This window comes from Aeromonas sp. 600276, from assembly GCF_049175815.1.
GTDB lineage: Bacteria > Pseudomonadota > Gammaproteobacteria > Enterobacterales > Aeromonadaceae > Aeromonas > Aeromonas dhakensis.
Genome location: NZ_JAAKVU010000035.1, coordinates 1 through 13,101, shown reverse-complemented (window position 1 = coordinate 13,101; position 13,101 = coordinate 1). Strand labels below are relative to the sequence as shown.

The window sequence follows — 13,101 nt, the reverse complement described above, 5'->3', positions numbered from 1 at the left end:
CTGCGGGAGTGGCATTCTACTCAACCGCTTTCTCGAGTCAAGCCTTATTTTCAAAGGCTTTTCGAGGCTATCGACTCAGGCTTTGCGTTGCCGCTTGCCGTGTCGATGGAGGCGCATTATAGAGAGATTGATCACGCTGGCAAGGGGTCGAATGCAATAAAATTGCAAAAAACTGCACTTTTTTAGTTATTCATATCCAAGCACAGCTTTTATACAAGCTTATCCACAGATAGCGAGTAAAACAGGGGATCCGAGTCCTCTTCTCCCCCTCTTTTCTGACCTTCAACCCGAGCCAGCGCTCGCTTTGGCTTCCTATATAGCCATAACATCAGCCAACCCTGCTTCTTTTACCCAAAGCGAGATCAGCTCGGCAGCCGGCCAGTCACGGCAACCGGAAACATTCTGGCCAGCCCAGAGCGGCGAGCACCCTGCATCCCCCCGCAGTTCGGCCGCACTGCGCAGTGGGGCCAGGGCGCCACTGGCATGAGGAAAGGCAGGCACGGCTTCGGACAGCGGGCCCAACTCTCGCATCAGGCGATTGACGATGCCGCGGGCCGGGCGACCACTGAACAGGTTGGTCAGCGCCGTGTGATGTCCCGCCGGCGAGCGCAGCGCCGCCCGGTGCAAGACTGAGGTGGTGGCTTCATGGCAACAGAGAAAAGAGGTGCCCATCTGCACGGCACTGGCCCCCAGCGCCAGTGCGGCGCGAATGCCGACACCATCGACAATGCCGCCGGCGGCGATGACCGGCAGCCTCACCGCCTCTACTATCTGTGGCAACAGGGTAAAGGTGCCCTGCTGCAGGCTGAGATCGTCCTCGAGGAAATGGCCGCGATGGCCGCCGGCCTCCAGCCCCTGGGCGATGATGGCATCGGCGCCATGGTCGGCAAGCCAGCAGGCTTCTGCGACCGTGGTGGCGCTGGCCAATATCTTGGCCCCGCTGGCTTTCACCCTAACCAGCAACTCGGGCTCGGGCAGCCCGAAGTGGAAACTGACCACGGCCGGTTTGAACTCGGCCACCATGGCGGCATGCTCGACATTGAACGGAGCCCGGCTGGGAGCTACCGTGCCGGCAGCATCACGCACGCCGTATTCGTCATAGTAGGGCGCCAGCCGCTGCAGCCAGCGCGCCTGGGCGGCGGGATCCGGCGCTTCCTGCCGATGGCAGAAGAAGTTGATGTTGAACGGCCCACCGCTCGCCGCCAGCCGGCTCAGCTCTTCGCGTAAGGTAGCGAGGCTCTGCATGGCCGCGGGCAATGAGCCCAGAGCGCCGGCCCGAGTCACGGCCAGGGCCAGCGCGCTGTCCTGCACACCGGCCATGGGGGCCTGAATGATGGGATAGCGCATCCCCAGTTCGGCAAACAGCGTCATGATGTCGCCTCTTGCCGCTCGGGAGTGACGCCGCCGACCTGGCTGCGCGCCAGGGCGATGGCCCCATCGATGGCCGCGCGGGCCTGCGGACTGTTCTGCCAGCAGGTCGAGCCCAACATGCTGGCCACCAGTTGCACGATATGGCTAGTGTCGGCCGCGGCCAATTGCACCAGATTGTGGTAACCAAGCTGTTCAAGTCGCCCGATGACGGTGGGCCCCACCCCTTTCACGCCGAGCAGCAGCGCCCGCTCTTCACCCGAAAATCCTTGCTTGCTCTTCATTGATCAGACTCCTTTCCCATACCCTCATTGCACATCAGGCCCGCGAGGGGCCTGATGAAGATAAGTGGTCAACGTACGCTGCGCAGCAGGAAGTCCGGCTGACCGCAGGAGCGCAACTCGCGCTTTTGCATCTCGTCGGAACAGGTGACGGCATCGGTCCCCTCCTTGTTGAGGCAGATATAGACCTCCCGCAGGAAGCGGCCACCGTCGGCGCAGGCCACCGTGATGTTGTCCGGGGCCAGCCAGTCGTTGGCACTGGCCAGATCCGCCTTGAGCTGGAAGCGGCTTTTGCGCAGCGGCTCGGCGGGAGACTGATAGGCGGCCGGGATCTTCACTTTCTGGCGCAGGTCGCTGGCCAGCTGATGAAAATCGTGCTGGCTCAGGCGGGAGCAGGTGCCGTGCTTCTCCCACTCATGGCGATAGAGAAAGCGGCTGGGATAGAGGCCGGCAAACTCCTGCTCCATCGCCGGATCCAGCCGCTCGCGGCTACAGCTGCTCGGGTAGCCGCGCTGGTACTGGGGCCAGAGCCCGTGCAGCACGAATCCCAGCTGGCGGGAACATTGGTCCCGGTCGGCCGGCTTGATGGCGCAGTGCTCCGGTGACCAGGAGAGCGCCATGGCGTAATAGTCAAACTCGCCGGCCTCCCCTTTGGCCTGAACGGCAGAGGAGAACCAGGGGGCCAGTAGCATGCCGAGCAGCACAACAATCTTCTTCATCTTGGATATCCAGGGTTATGCAAATAGTGTCGAGCGGGCCGTTTCGCCCTCGGGAACGGCCATGCTCCCATATTTTGCCCAAAGGGAACACCCTGCCGGGGCGCCAACCAATGTCGGGGTCAGACCAGTAAAGGGTTTCCCCTCCCGGCACCGAGGCGTAAGCTGACTCTCCGGCGGGCCCGCACGTCCGGCCTGTTTCCCGTCCGCTTTCCTCTTCAACAGGATGTAACATGATCCGCAAGAATCCCTCCGGCCATCTGCCGGTCATCGACGAGTCAGCCTATATCGACAAGACAGCCATCATCTGTGGCAAGGTGATCATCAAGGAGAACGTGTTTGTCGGCCCCTATGCGGTGATCCGCGCCGACGAGGTGGATGCCAGCGGCGACATGGAGCCCATCGTCATCGGCGCCAACTCCAACATTCAGGACGGGGTCGTCATCCACTCCAAGTCCGGCGCGGCGGTCACCATCGGCGAGTACACCTCCATCGCCCACCGCAGCATAGTCCACGGCCCGTGCGAAGTGGGTAACCGGGTGTTCATCGGCTTCAACAGCGTGCTGTTCAACTGCCACATAGGTGACGGCGCCGTGGTGCGCCACAACTCGGTGGTGGACGGCTGCGATCTGCCGCCGGAGTTCTATGTCCCCTCCACCACCCGCATCAACCAGCAGAGCGATCTGGACCATATCCCGCGGGTGTCAGTGGATGCCGCCGAGTTCTCCGAGGACGTGGCCCACACCAACATCGATCTGGTCAAGGGGTACAAGGCGCTCTCCAACGAGTTCTGAGTCCCGCGGTTGCCAGGATCCACAACGGGCGCCCAGGCGCCCGTTGTCATGACTGTAAAGAGGGTGAAAAGGGAGCGTAAAAGCCGTTGAGCTAGCGGCCCGCCTGGCGTTTGATGGGCCATCTTCCCTGAATGGAGTCATCCCCATGTCACGTTACCCCCTCGCGCTCACTCTGCTGCTTGCCAGCCTGTCGGCCCAGGCCTGCGAGCCACCAACCCCACCAGCCGGTCGTCCCGACGCCCGCACGCCGGTGTTGTCCGCCCCCCTCTATCACGCCAGCAAACTGGGCCAGGATCCTCAGGCCACGGCCCAGGCGCTGTTCAAGAACATTCCGCCGGCCGAAGCCGACAAACGCTATGAGGTGGTGGTCAGCGTCCGCGAGCTGCCACCCCAGCCCATCCGGCTTCAGCCTGCCGTCGCCCCGCTCAAGGGGCAGTAAAACCCACAGCTGGACCAGCAATGAAAAGGGCGCCGCAGCGCCCTTGTCATTGTTGGTACAGGCCAGTGCTTATGAGCACTTCTTCAGGCTGATATGCCAGTTGGCGCCGGATTGCACCTGATGTTGGGCGGCGAAGCTGTCCATGTTCAGCGCCACCGACACCTGCAGCAGGCTGTTGAGGTAGACCAGCGGCTGACCTTCCGGCACATCGCCAAAGCTGCTGACATAGGGGGCCTTGCCCTCGTATTTCAGCGCATCCCCTTCGCTGATCTTGATGCAGGCGTTGTCGCCCTTGTTGATCCCCGCCTTGGTCAGCAGGCTGTCGCCGATGTTGGTCCAGACATTGCCGTACTGCACGTCCAGGATCGGAATGGTGCCCTTGAGGGTACCATCCTGCTCGGCCACTGCCGGCTGATAGGGGATCTTCACCACCTCGGCCGGCAGCTTGGGCCCTACCTGCTCATAGCTGATGGCACCGGAGGCGAGGCGGGCGCCGGTGTAGGCGTAGACGTCGCGGCCGTGGAAGGTGTAGGACTTCTCGGAGCCCTTGAGGCGGTTGGTCTTCTCGTCGATCTGCCGCACGGTATCGATGCCGAAGTGCTCCGCCACCAGAGTCAGGGTGCCGTTGTCCGGGCTGACGATGTAGTGGCCGCTCTTGGTCTTGAGCACCACCGACTTGCGATCGGTGCCGACCCCCGGATCCACCACGCTGACGAACACTGTCCCCTTGGGCCAGTACTGCAGGGTCTGATAGAGGCGGTAGGAGGCTTCCCAAATGTTGTAGGCCGGGATCTCGTGGGTCAGGTCATAGAGTGGCAGGGTGCGATCCACCCCGAAGGCGACCCCCTTCATGGCCGAGACGGCGCCATCCTTGAGACCGAAGTCGGTCTGGATCACCAGTGCCTCGTTGGCGGTGGCAAGGCCGCTGGCCAGCAACAGGGCGAGCGCAAGCGCACGGGGGGCGGTACGAATATCCATATCTGAACTCCTGAAGGTAACGACAAAATAACCATCTAGACATCCAGAATGCCATCACTGCCACATATTGCAAGCCGTATTCCCCGGATGGGGGCGCCGAAAGCCCTCGCCAGCAGGTCGCGGCGGGTGTATGGATAGGGCTGAGTCGCGACCGCCACTAAGGAGACCCCATGACCCGCAACCAGACCACCATCCTGCTCAGCCTGGGGGAGCACAGCAGCCAGCTGCAACTGACCCGGACCGACGGCACCCGCTTCACCCGCGACTTGGGCTTCGGCCTCGAGGCCATGACGCCGGGCCCGTTTCGCCGGGATCCGCCGAGCGCGCTGGAGCTGGAACAGGCCATCATGGTGGTGGAGGACGTGCTGATGCCGCTGGCCGCCGAGGTACCGCCCCATGAGGTGGTGACCCTGCAGGCGCCGCTGCCGCTGGCCGAGGTGCTCGGCAGTCGTGAACTGAGCCGGGAGAGTCTGGAGCAGCTGTTCGGCCAGTTTGCCGCCATGGTGGAGGGTGACCCGCTGACCGCCGCCAATCTGCCCAAGACCCGACACTTTGCCGCAGCCCTGTTGATCCTGCGCGAATGGATGCACCATCTGTCGGCCGAGCGGGTAGTGCTGGCCGACTGAGTCACACGAACCAGCCCAAGACCCGGCGCTTTGCCGCAGCCCTGTTGATCCTGCGCGAATGGATGCACCATCTGTCGGCCAAGCGGGTGGTGCTGGCCGACTGAGTCACACTAGCTGGCCGCCGGCTCGAAGCGGGTGCGCCAGGCCGCCCAGGCCAGTCCCAAGCTGATCAGCACGCTGCCGACGGTGAGCAGATCCACCGCCGCCTGCACGCCGGCCCCGTCGCTGACCCAGCCCAGCAGCACAGGCACCCAGTTCGCCACATAGGCGATCACGTAGAAGAGCGACACCAGCCGGGCGTGGCTGGCGGCCGGTGCGATGCGGTTGACCAGGGTCGCACTGCCGACGAACACCGCGCCCTGGGCATAACCGGCCACCAGCAAACCGAGCACCGCCAGCCACCACGACTGGGCATGCACGGCGCCGGCAAACAGCAGCATGCAGAGCGCCAGCGCCAGGGCACCGCTTTGCAGGGTGTGACGGGCATCGAGCCGACGGGCCCAAAGCTGACAAAGGCCAGAGAGCACCATGTAAGCCGCGATGAGATAGCCGAACAGGCCGAGATCCCGCAGCCCCAGCAGCTGGCTCGCCACCTTGGGGCCGATGGCCAGCAGGCTGGCCGCCACCGCCCAGGCGGTAAACAGCGCCAGTGCACAGATGAAGAAAGCCGCCCCGGTGGCCTTGAGCCCCTCCCCCAGCGATCCCCTGCCCTGCTGCGTTGCCGCAGCCGGCGCCTCTTGCGCGCGGGCGGGCCAGCTCAACGCCACCCCCGCCATGGCGCAGGCCGCCAGCCCCATGATGAGCAGGAAGGGCAGCCGGGTCGGATAGCACTCCAGCTGCAACGCCAACCCGCTGAACACCGGACCGAGCGCCAACCCGGCGGTGAAGGAGAGGGTCGCGCTGAGGGCGGCCCGCTTGCCGCCATCGCGTGGGCCGAAGCGCAGCAGGGCCACGTTGGCGGCGCCGGTCAGGGCGCCGGTGCCGATCCCGGCCAGCACCCGCGCCAGCAACAGCGACCAGAAGGAGTCCGCGAGGGAGAACAGCAAGGCGCCCCCCAGTACCGCCAGCAGGGCCGGCAGGATCATGGCGCGCAGATCGCTCACCCTGCCCGCCAGATTGCCCACCCCGAATAGGGAGATCAGCACCCCGCCCGCATAGCCGCCATAGATGAGGGTGAGGCTGACATCGCTCAGGGCCAGCGCCTGCTGATAGTGGGGATAGAGGGGGGTGGGCACGCTGCTGTTGAGCAGCGCCGACATCAGCGCCAGCGGCAGAAACAGCAGGATGGCGCGATGGGAGGTAGCCGCCGCAGAGGGGGCGGCGGTGCAAAGAGATGATGACATGCAAGGCTCCGATGAGGGCGGGCAAGGCCGCTGACGAGAGGCGTCATGATAGCGCCCGTCGTGGCCCCTCGACAGCGACACAAATGCATCAGCCTGCTTCAATAATGCATGTCAGTGGCATCTATCTGCATACTGGCGAGGGCACTCTTGCCTTGTGCTCCCGCCGGCGCTGGCTTCTAATGAGCAAGCTCCAACAGGGGCTGACAAACGGGAGGCTCGATGATCAACTGGGACGACGCGCGGTTTTTTCTGGCACTGGCACGGCAGGGTACCCTGCGCGGCGCTGCCGGCGTACTGGGGGTCGATCAGGCCACCGTGGGGCGCCGCATCACGGCTCTGGAGCAGAACCTCGGCTCCAAGCTCTTTATCCGCACCCCCAAGCTCTATGATCTCAGTCCCCTCGGCGAGGCCATGCTGGCAGATGCCAGCGCCATGGAGCAAGCCATCAAGGCCATCGAACGCAAGGCGAGCGCCGGCGATCAGAGCCTGTGCGGCGAGGTGCGCATCGCCACCACCGACACCCTGGCCCAGGCCTTCGTGCTGCCCGCCCTCACCCTGCTGCGCGAGCGCCACCCCGGCATCCGGCTCAGCCTGCAGACCGCGGTCAGCGTCAGCGACATCGCCTACCGGGAGGCCGATCTCGCCATCCGAGGGCTGCGCCCGGACAACGACGAGCTGGTGATCAAGCGCCTAACCGCCATAGAGATGGGGCTCTACGCCTCTCGCAACTATCTGGCCCGCCACGGCACGCCCAAGAGCGGCCACGCTCTCAGCCAGCACGCCCTGCTGCTGTTTGCCAGGGAGCTGGTCTCCCGCCACTGGCACAGCCTGTGCGGGGAGCCGCTGCACGAGCCCAACGTGGTGCTGCAGTGCAACGCCCAGTTGCTGTTGCTGGCGGCGGCTCGTCAGGGGCTCGGCATCGCCTTGCTCTCCACCTTTCTGGCGGACAAGGAGCCGGAACTGGTACGCGTGCTGCCCACCCTGTGCGATCCGGTCGACATCTGGCTGGTGCTCCACCCCGACCTGCAAAAAGCCAGCCGGGTGCGCGCCGTGGTCGATGCACTGGAAGAGGTGTTTCACTGCCGCTGAGCCGGCGGCGCCTTCTGCCCGCGGCCCCGCATCTGTTACCATGCCGGCCATCAAGACTGTTTCCAGCGCGGCGTGGCCGCGCCCATCCCGACGGGTACCCTTATGTCCATTGCCTCCTTCGCCGATCTGGCGCTCTCCCCCCGCCTGCAGCAGACCCTGACCGAGCTTGGCTACGCCGCGCCGACCCCGGTGCAGGCCGGCGCCATCCCGGTCATCCTTGCAGGGCGCGATCTGATGGCGGGTGCCCAGACCGGCACCGGCAAGACCGCCGCCTTCGTACTGCCGCTGCTGGAGCTGTTGCTGCAACACCCGACGAGCGATGCCCCCCGCTCCATCCGCGCCCTGGTGCTGATGCCGACCCGCGAGCTGGCGGTGCAGGTGCATGAGAGCGTTACGCGCTACGCCAAGGGTACCGACCTCACCAGCACGCTGGTCTACGGCGGGGTGAGTATCGCGGCTCAGGTGGAGGCGCTGAGAGCCGGGGTGGACATCCTGATCGCCACCCCGGGCCGGCTGCTCGACCATCTGCGGCAAGGGGCCTTAAGTCTGGCGGCGCTGCGCCATCTGGTGTTTGACGAGGCAGACCGCATGCTCGACATGGGCTTTATGGACGAGATCAAGGCGCTGCTCAAACAGATCCCGGCGGATCGTCAGACCCTGCTCTTTTCGGCCACCTGCGACGACAACCTGTTTGCCTTGAGCAAAGTACTGCTGCGCGACCCGGCGCTGATTGAAGTGGCCCCACGCAACACCACGGCGGCCGAGGTGGAGCAGCGGGTCTATACGGTGGATGGCGATCGCAAGCTGGCGCTGGTCGAACACATGCTCAAGGTGAAGGGCTGGGCACCGGCGCTGATCTTCAGCCGCACCCGCCAGGGGGCCGACAAGCTGGCCCAGCAGCTCGGCAAGGCGGGCATCAACGCGCTGGCCTTCCACGGTGATCTGTCACAAGGCGCGCGGGAGAAGGTGCTGCTGGAGTTTCGCGCCGGCACCCTGCAGGCACTGGTAGCCACCGACGTGGCGGCCCGCGGCCTCGATATCACGGATCTCAACTACGTGATCAATATGGAATTTCCGTTTGTGGCGGAGGATTACGTGCACCGCATCGGCCGCACCGGCCGCGCCGGCAACAAGGGGCTCGCCATCACACTGTTCAGCCCGGAAGATGCGCCGCTGCTGGAGAAGGTGGAGGCGGTGCTCGACACCCGCCTTCCCCAGCAGTGGTTCCCGGGCTTTGAGCCGGATCTCACCCGCTTCGACCCCGAGCCACGCCGCAGCAGCAAGGCGGCCCAGAAGCAGCGCGCCCGAAAGCAGGCGCTCGCTGGCAACAAGAGCAAGGCCCGCCGCTGATCCAGTGAGGGAGCCCAGGCTCCCTCCGCATGGCCACATGGCCTACTCATTTACACCGTTTTTGGCCCTGTGACCGGGTCCATGACGGGCATACAGTGCCTCATCACCCCAGCATGGACACCAGATGTGGCACACACCCTCCACCCCCTCGACGACGAAGCGGCCTTTGCCGCCAGCTTCGCCCTGATGCAGCAGCTGCGCCCCCACCTCAGCTGCCCGGAGCGCTATGTGGCGCAGCTCACCAGGCAGACGCAACAAGGCTATCGCCTGCTGGGTGCACGGGACGCCGAACGCATCGTCGGCCTGGCTGGCTATCGCCTGCAGGAAAATCTCATCTACGGGCGCTTTGTCTATATCGATGACCTCGTCGTCAGTCCCGACCTGCAGCGCAGCGGCCTGGGGGCGCAGCTTCTGGACGCCGTGCGCGCCGAAGCCCTGCGGCTGGGGTGCGATCACCTGGTGCTCGATACCGGCCTGCACAATGCGCTGGCCCAGCGCTTCTACTTTCGCTGCGGGTTGCTCTCCCGCGGGATGCACTTTTGCGAGGATCTGCGCCCATGAACCAGGTACTGCTGATCAATGCCAGCGCCCAGGGAGCTGCCTCTCACGCCAACCGGTTGGCGCTGGATCTGGTGGCCTGTCTGCGGCAAGCGCACCCGGCCCTCGCGCTGGTCGAACGCCCTGTTGGCACTGACCCCCTGCCGGCCCTGAGCCAGGCCTATGTGCAGGCGCTGACCACGGCCACCCCCTTTGACGCCCCCGAGCTGGCCCGCTCCGAGACGCTGATCCGGGAGCTGGAGCAGAGCGATGCCCTGTTCATCGCCACCCCGCTGCACAACTTCACCCTGCCGGCCGCCCTCAAGCTGTGGATTGACTATGTGCTGCGCATCCATCGCACCTTCCAGTCGAGTGCCGAGGGCAAGCTGGGGCTGCTGGCCGACCGTCCCGTCTACGTCCTGGTGGGATCGGGCGGCTTTCATCAGGGCCCGCGAGCCGGGCAACCCGATTTCCTGACCCCCTACCTGCGCCATGCGCTCAACACCCTGGGGCTGTTCAACATCCATTTCTTCTATCTGCAGGGACTGGTGTTCGGTGACGAGGCAGTGCGCCAGACCATCGACACCAACCGCGCGCTGCTGGCGCAGCAGCCCCTGTTTAGCCGGCTTGCCGATCCACACCACCTTGGAGTACTGCCATGACTCAGCCAAGACTTCCCTTTTCCACCCTGTCAGCCGAGGCCTATCAAGGGCTGCGCGCCACCAGCGACGCCCTGGCCGCAGGCCCCCTCGGCGCCCCCTTGCTGGAGCTGGTCTATCTGCGCATCTCGCAGATCAACGGCTGCGCCTTCTGCCTAGGGATGCACGCCAAGGTGCTGCGCGAGTGCGAGGTGTCGCAGCAGAAACTCGATTGTCTGGCGGGATGGCGGGTCAGCGACCTGTTCAGCGAACGCGAACGCGCCGCCCTGGCCTGGGCCGAGACGCTCACTTATGTCCATGAGGCAGGCGCACCGGACGAGCGCTACGCACCGCTCAAGTCCCACTTTTCCGATCGCGAGATCTCGGACCTGACTCTGGCGGCCGCCCTGATGAATGCCTTCAACCGGCTGGCCGTTGGCATGCTGCTGTAACCAGCAGGCGGCGCTTAGCCTGTATTCGCGACCCAATAAAAAACGCCCAAGCGGGCGTTTTTTATTGGCTGGCCGGCGGCTACCCATGGCTGGCTAGCACGGGCGGCAAGGCCCGCAGGATGCGCTGCTCGGCCAGGGTGGAGAGCACAAACATCACCAGATAACCGAGGCCCAGCGCCACGATAATGGCCACCACGTTGGTGGTGAAGCGGGCCACCAGGTAGTAGGCCGCCACCAACGCCACTATGCCCACCGAGCGGATCAGCAGGCTCTGGGTAAAGTGGCCGTGGGCCTTGATGTAGGCAAGCTGGTAGCCATTGAGCATCATGAAGATGAAGAAGAGGGAGAAGTGCAGCAGCACCGGCACGGCCCCCAGATAGTCGGCCGGGAACAGCAGCGACACCAGCGGCTTGCCCGCCAGCAGCATCACCAGAAAGAACACCAGGCTGACGATGGCGCTGAGGCGGAAGATCCAGCGCCGGATCAGGCGGATCTGGCGGTGATCGCCGCTGCGCAGATTGACCGCCAGCTCAGGCAGCACGAAGCGGTAGATGGGGAAGACGAACAGGGTGGTCATGTAGGTGAAGATGGGGCGCACCACCACCTGAAAATCCCCCAGCTCGTCCAAGCTGAAGTTGCGAATGGTGAGCAGTACCGTGATGTAGATCATCAGGATGCTGGCCCCCGCCTCGAGGGACGCGGTAAAGCTCTTCTTCACATAGCTGCGCATCTCGGGGCCAAGCTCGACCCTGGCCAGCGGCCGGGTGGCGATGGCCCGGCGCCGGTGCAGATACATGTAGCCGGCGATACCGAGCGAGGAGAAGGTCAGCCCGTAGAAGAGCGAAGGGAGCGTATCAAGGCCAAGTGCGAAATAACAGGCCATAAACAGCAGACCATTGGCCAGCGGCTCCAGCCAGGTGACCCGGTTGGAGATCCCGTACATCCGATACATGGCCACCAGATTGGTGAAGTAGACCTTGAGCCCCAGCCCGAAGATGACCCCCACCAGTTGCAGATATTCGGCCCGGATATGGAGCCCGTGCTTGATGTAGGGGATCACCAGCCCCCAGGTGAGCAGTACCATGCCGATGAGGAAGTAGCGGAAGATATTGATGATGTCCCGATCGTTTTTGGTCTGGGAGTAGCTCACCACCATGGAGGAGCGAAAGCCGGTCATCAGGATGAGGGACAGCGAGATCAAATCCACCACGCTGTTGAACAGCGCCAGATCCCCCTTGGCCACCCACTGCGCCAGCCACACCTTGAAGGCGAAGCCGATGATGATGCTGGCAAAGGACGCCCACATGCCGGTGATGAAAGCCTGCTTGAGGCGGCCAAGTGAATCGGGTTGTTCGTCTTGAATTGCGTGCATCACGAAAGGCCCGCTAACTGCATGAAGAGAGGCCCATCTTATGAAAGGGGGCCGCCCTTGAACAGCCCGAAACAGGAGGCAAGGGCGTCCCCCTGCCAGCAACGCCCGACCTGGCACCTCTTTTACCGTGCGTCCAGCGCGTCATCCGGCTGCCGCCGCGCCGGCTTATGACTGGGGCGCAGCCTTGATCAGCGCCTCGTAGTGATCGATAAGCTCAGGCCCATGCAGCGGCGAGTCGTGACCGCCCACCACCGTCTTGATCGGCAGCTTCATCGCTTTCAGCCGCTCAAGGGTCTGCGGATAGGCCTTCACATCGGCAAAGCTCAGGTTGCCCAGCTTCTCCTTGAGGATGCAGTTGCCATAGAGCACCTGCTGGTCGGGGAAGTAGACAAAGATACCGTCCGGCGTGTGGGCCGGGCCCGCGTAGAAGGCGCGCAGCTTGCCCTCTTGCAGCATGAAGTCGCCCTCGTGCACCACGTTGGGCAGCACCAGCGGCAGATCCGGGTACTCCGGCAACCCCTTGCGGGTAAAGGCGACAATCTCGGCCCAGTCGCTCTTCATCAGATCCCGGGTCTGACGGGTCGATACCACCTTGGCACCGATGGACTTCCAGTAGGCGTTACCACCCGCCCGGTCGGTGTGGTAGTTGGTGTTGATCACCTCCAGCACCGGCTGGCGGCTGACCCGTTTGATCAGCTTGTGCAGCTCACGGGCGGTATCTGGCGTCCAGGTCGCCCCCACCACAGTCACTCCCTTGGCCCCGAAATAGACCATGGAGTTTTCCTGTATGTAGTAGTTGTCCTCCACTACATAGACAGGACCGCTTACCTGCGTCAGCGATATCCCCGCCGCTCGCACGCTGCCACCCCAGAAACTCGCCATCAGCACCAGGGCCCCGGCCAGCCCGCACTTTATCCAACCTTTCATCATCTTGCTCCCTCGCACCAATCGGCCCCTCGCCACCCCTGTGGCAAGCCGGGCCCATTTATCAGTGGGCAAAAAATACGGGGGATGTGTGAAGGGAAAATGAGGTTGTGTGAAGGTGTACAGATCTAGTTATCACCTGACACCGGCCTCAAACCGGTGTCTTGTTTACGCTACTTTAGTGCGCACTTCCT

16 protein-coding genes are annotated in these 13,101 nt (G+C 64.1%); 9 read left to right on the top strand and 7 right to left on the bottom strand.

Annotated elements, in window-relative coordinates:
* Positions 1 to 186: hypothetical protein (locus tag G5134_RS21100; RefSeq protein WP_421232175.1), on the top strand; the 186-nt coding region annotated here is incomplete at its 5' end.
* A 126-nt stretch (positions 187 to 312) separates the two neighbouring features.
* Here G5134_RS21100 and G5134_RS21095 read toward each other — a convergent pair.
* From G5134_RS21095 to G5134_RS21085, 3 genes are all read right to left on the bottom strand, one after another.
* Entirely contained in the window at positions 313 to 1,371 is a 1,059-nt protein-coding gene (locus tag G5134_RS21095; protein WP_065017935.1) for an NAD(P)H-dependent flavin oxidoreductase, read from the bottom strand.
* Entirely contained in the window at positions 1,368 to 1,652 is a 285-nt protein-coding gene (locus G5134_RS21090) for a Pathogenicity locus (protein WP_065017934.1), read from the bottom strand. The genes G5134_RS21095 and G5134_RS21090 overlap by 4 nt, the downstream gene beginning before the upstream one ends.
* Before the next feature lie 68 nt (positions 1,653 to 1,720).
* Complete coding sequence (locus G5134_RS21085) at positions 1,721 to 2,368, bottom strand: ribonuclease T2 family protein (RefSeq protein WP_421232174.1); 648 nt, start codon at positions 2,366 to 2,368, stop codon at positions 1,721 to 1,723.
* Between the two features lie 230 nt (positions 2,369 to 2,598).
* Here G5134_RS21085 and G5134_RS21080 point away from each other — a divergent pair, with 230 nt between their 5' ends.
* Together G5134_RS21080 and G5134_RS21075 are read left to right on the top strand one after the other, a co-directional pair.
* Entirely contained in the window at positions 2,599 to 3,159 is a 561-nt protein-coding gene (locus tag G5134_RS21080; RefSeq protein ID WP_005309014.1) for a carbonic anhydrase, read from the top strand.
* 145 nt (positions 3,160 to 3,304) lie between these two features.
* Positions 3,305 to 3,598, top strand: a complete 294-nt coding sequence (locus G5134_RS21075; RefSeq protein WP_065017932.1) for a hypothetical protein — start codon at positions 3,305 to 3,307, stop codon at positions 3,596 to 3,598.
* A gap of 69 nt (positions 3,599 to 3,667) precedes the next feature.
* Here G5134_RS21075 and G5134_RS21070 read toward each other — a convergent pair whose 3' ends face one another.
* Complete coding sequence (locus G5134_RS21070; protein ID WP_065017931.1) at positions 3,668 to 4,576, bottom strand: SAM hydrolase/SAM-dependent halogenase family protein; 909 nt, start codon at positions 4,574 to 4,576, stop codon at positions 3,668 to 3,670.
* 170 nt (positions 4,577 to 4,746) lie between these two features.
* Here G5134_RS21070 and G5134_RS21065 point away from each other — a divergent pair, with 170 nt between their 5' ends.
* Entirely contained in the window at positions 4,747 to 5,202 is a 456-nt protein-coding gene (locus tag G5134_RS21065) for a hypothetical protein (protein WP_065017930.1), read from the top strand.
* Positions 5,203 to 5,312: 110 nt separating this feature from the next.
* Here the strand turns inward: G5134_RS21065 and G5134_RS21060 are convergent, their stop codons facing one another.
* Positions 5,313 to 6,545: an MFS transporter gene (locus tag G5134_RS21060; protein WP_065017929.1), complete on the bottom strand. Its 1,233-nt coding sequence runs from the start codon at positions 6,543 to 6,545 to the stop codon at positions 5,313 to 5,315.
* 219 nt (positions 6,546 to 6,764) lie between these two features.
* Between G5134_RS21060 and G5134_RS21055 the strand changes: the two genes are divergently transcribed.
* The 5 genes from G5134_RS21055 (at position 6,765) to G5134_RS21035 (ending at position 10,611) form a co-directional block, all read left to right on the top strand.
* Positions 6,765 to 7,634, top strand: a complete 870-nt coding sequence (locus G5134_RS21055; protein WP_065017928.1) for a LysR family transcriptional regulator — start codon at positions 6,765 to 6,767, stop codon at positions 7,632 to 7,634.
* 102 nt (positions 7,635 to 7,736) lie between these two features.
* Positions 7,737 to 8,984, top strand: coding sequence for a DEAD/DEAH box helicase (locus G5134_RS21050; RefSeq protein WP_065017927.1), 1,248 nt, complete (start codon positions 7,737 to 7,739; stop codon positions 8,982 to 8,984).
* Positions 8,985 to 9,110: 126 nt separating this feature from the next.
* Positions 9,111 to 9,545: a GNAT family N-acetyltransferase gene (locus G5134_RS21045; RefSeq protein ID WP_065017926.1), complete on the top strand. Its 435-nt coding sequence runs from the start codon at positions 9,111 to 9,113 to the stop codon at positions 9,543 to 9,545.
* On the top strand, positions 9,542 to 10,183 hold the full coding sequence (locus G5134_RS21040; protein ID WP_421232173.1) for an FMN-dependent NADH-azoreductase: 642 nt from the start codon (positions 9,542 to 9,544) through the stop codon (positions 10,181 to 10,183). Before G5134_RS21045 ends, G5134_RS21040 begins: the two co-directional genes overlap by 4 nt.
* Positions 10,180 to 10,611: a carboxymuconolactone decarboxylase family protein gene (locus G5134_RS21035; RefSeq protein ID WP_017787545.1), complete on the top strand. Its 432-nt coding sequence runs from the start codon at positions 10,180 to 10,182 to the stop codon at positions 10,609 to 10,611. The genes G5134_RS21040 and G5134_RS21035 overlap by 4 nt, the downstream gene beginning before the upstream one ends.
* A gap of 79 nt (positions 10,612 to 10,690) precedes the next feature.
* On the opposite strand, the gene G5134_RS21030 is transcribed toward G5134_RS21035, so the two are convergent.
* Positions 10,691 to 11,983, bottom strand: coding sequence for a lipopolysaccharide biosynthesis protein (locus tag G5134_RS21030; protein ID WP_421232172.1), 1,293 nt, complete (start codon positions 11,981 to 11,983; stop codon positions 10,691 to 10,693).
* A gap of 165 nt (positions 11,984 to 12,148) precedes the next feature.
* Positions 12,149 to 12,910 carry a CphA family subclass B2 metallo-beta-lactamase gene (locus G5134_RS21025; RefSeq protein ID WP_065017923.1) on the bottom strand — a complete coding sequence of 254 codons (762 nt, stop codon included), beginning with the start codon at positions 12,908 to 12,910 and terminating at the stop codon, positions 12,149 to 12,151.
* Between the last annotated feature and the right edge of the window lie 191 nt (positions 12,911 to 13,101).

What these genes read in the sequence shown, in the direction of transcription:
- G5134_RS21095 (WP_065017935.1), bottom strand. Translation starts at nt 1,371, where the DNA reads ATGACGCTGTTTGCCGAACTGGGGATGCGCTATCCCATCATTCAGGCC.
- G5134_RS21090 (WP_065017934.1), bottom strand. Translation starts at nt 1,652, where the DNA reads ATGAAGAGCAAGCAAGGATTTTCGGGTGAAGAGCGGGCGCTGCTGCTC.
- G5134_RS21085 (WP_421232174.1), bottom strand. Translation starts at nt 2,368, where the DNA reads ATGAAGAAGATTGTTGTGCTGCTCGGCATGCTACTGGCCCCCTGGTTC.
- G5134_RS21080 (WP_005309014.1), top strand. Translation starts at nt 2,599, where the DNA reads ATGATCCGCAAGAATCCCTCCGGCCATCTGCCGGTCATCGACGAGTCA.
- G5134_RS21075 (WP_065017932.1), top strand. Translation starts at nt 3,305, where the DNA reads ATGTCACGTTACCCCCTCGCGCTCACTCTGCTGCTTGCCAGCCTGTCG.
- G5134_RS21070 (WP_065017931.1), bottom strand. Translation starts at nt 4,576, where the DNA reads ATGGATATTCGTACCGCCCCCCGTGCGCTTGCGCTCGCCCTGTTGCTG.
- G5134_RS21065 (WP_065017930.1), top strand. Translation starts at nt 4,747, where the DNA reads ATGACCCGCAACCAGACCACCATCCTGCTCAGCCTGGGGGAGCACAGC.
- G5134_RS21060 (WP_065017929.1), bottom strand. Translation starts at nt 6,545, where the DNA reads ATGTCATCATCTCTTTGCACCGCCGCCCCCTCTGCGGCGGCTACCTCC.
- G5134_RS21055 (WP_065017928.1), top strand. Translation starts at nt 6,765, where the DNA reads ATGATCAACTGGGACGACGCGCGGTTTTTTCTGGCACTGGCACGGCAG.
- G5134_RS21050 (WP_065017927.1), top strand. Translation starts at nt 7,737, where the DNA reads ATGTCCATTGCCTCCTTCGCCGATCTGGCGCTCTCCCCCCGCCTGCAG.
- G5134_RS21040 (WP_421232173.1), top strand. Translation starts at nt 9,542, where the DNA reads ATGAACCAGGTACTGCTGATCAATGCCAGCGCCCAGGGAGCTGCCTCT.
- G5134_RS21035 (WP_017787545.1), top strand. Translation starts at nt 10,180, where the DNA reads ATGACTCAGCCAAGACTTCCCTTTTCCACCCTGTCAGCCGAGGCCTAT.
- G5134_RS21030 (WP_421232172.1), bottom strand. Translation starts at nt 11,983, where the DNA reads ATGCACGCAATTCAAGACGAACAACCCGATTCACTTGGCCGCCTCAAG.
- G5134_RS21025 (WP_065017923.1), bottom strand. Translation starts at nt 12,910, where the DNA reads ATGAAAGGTTGGATAAAGTGCGGGCTGGCCGGGGCCCTGGTGCTGATG.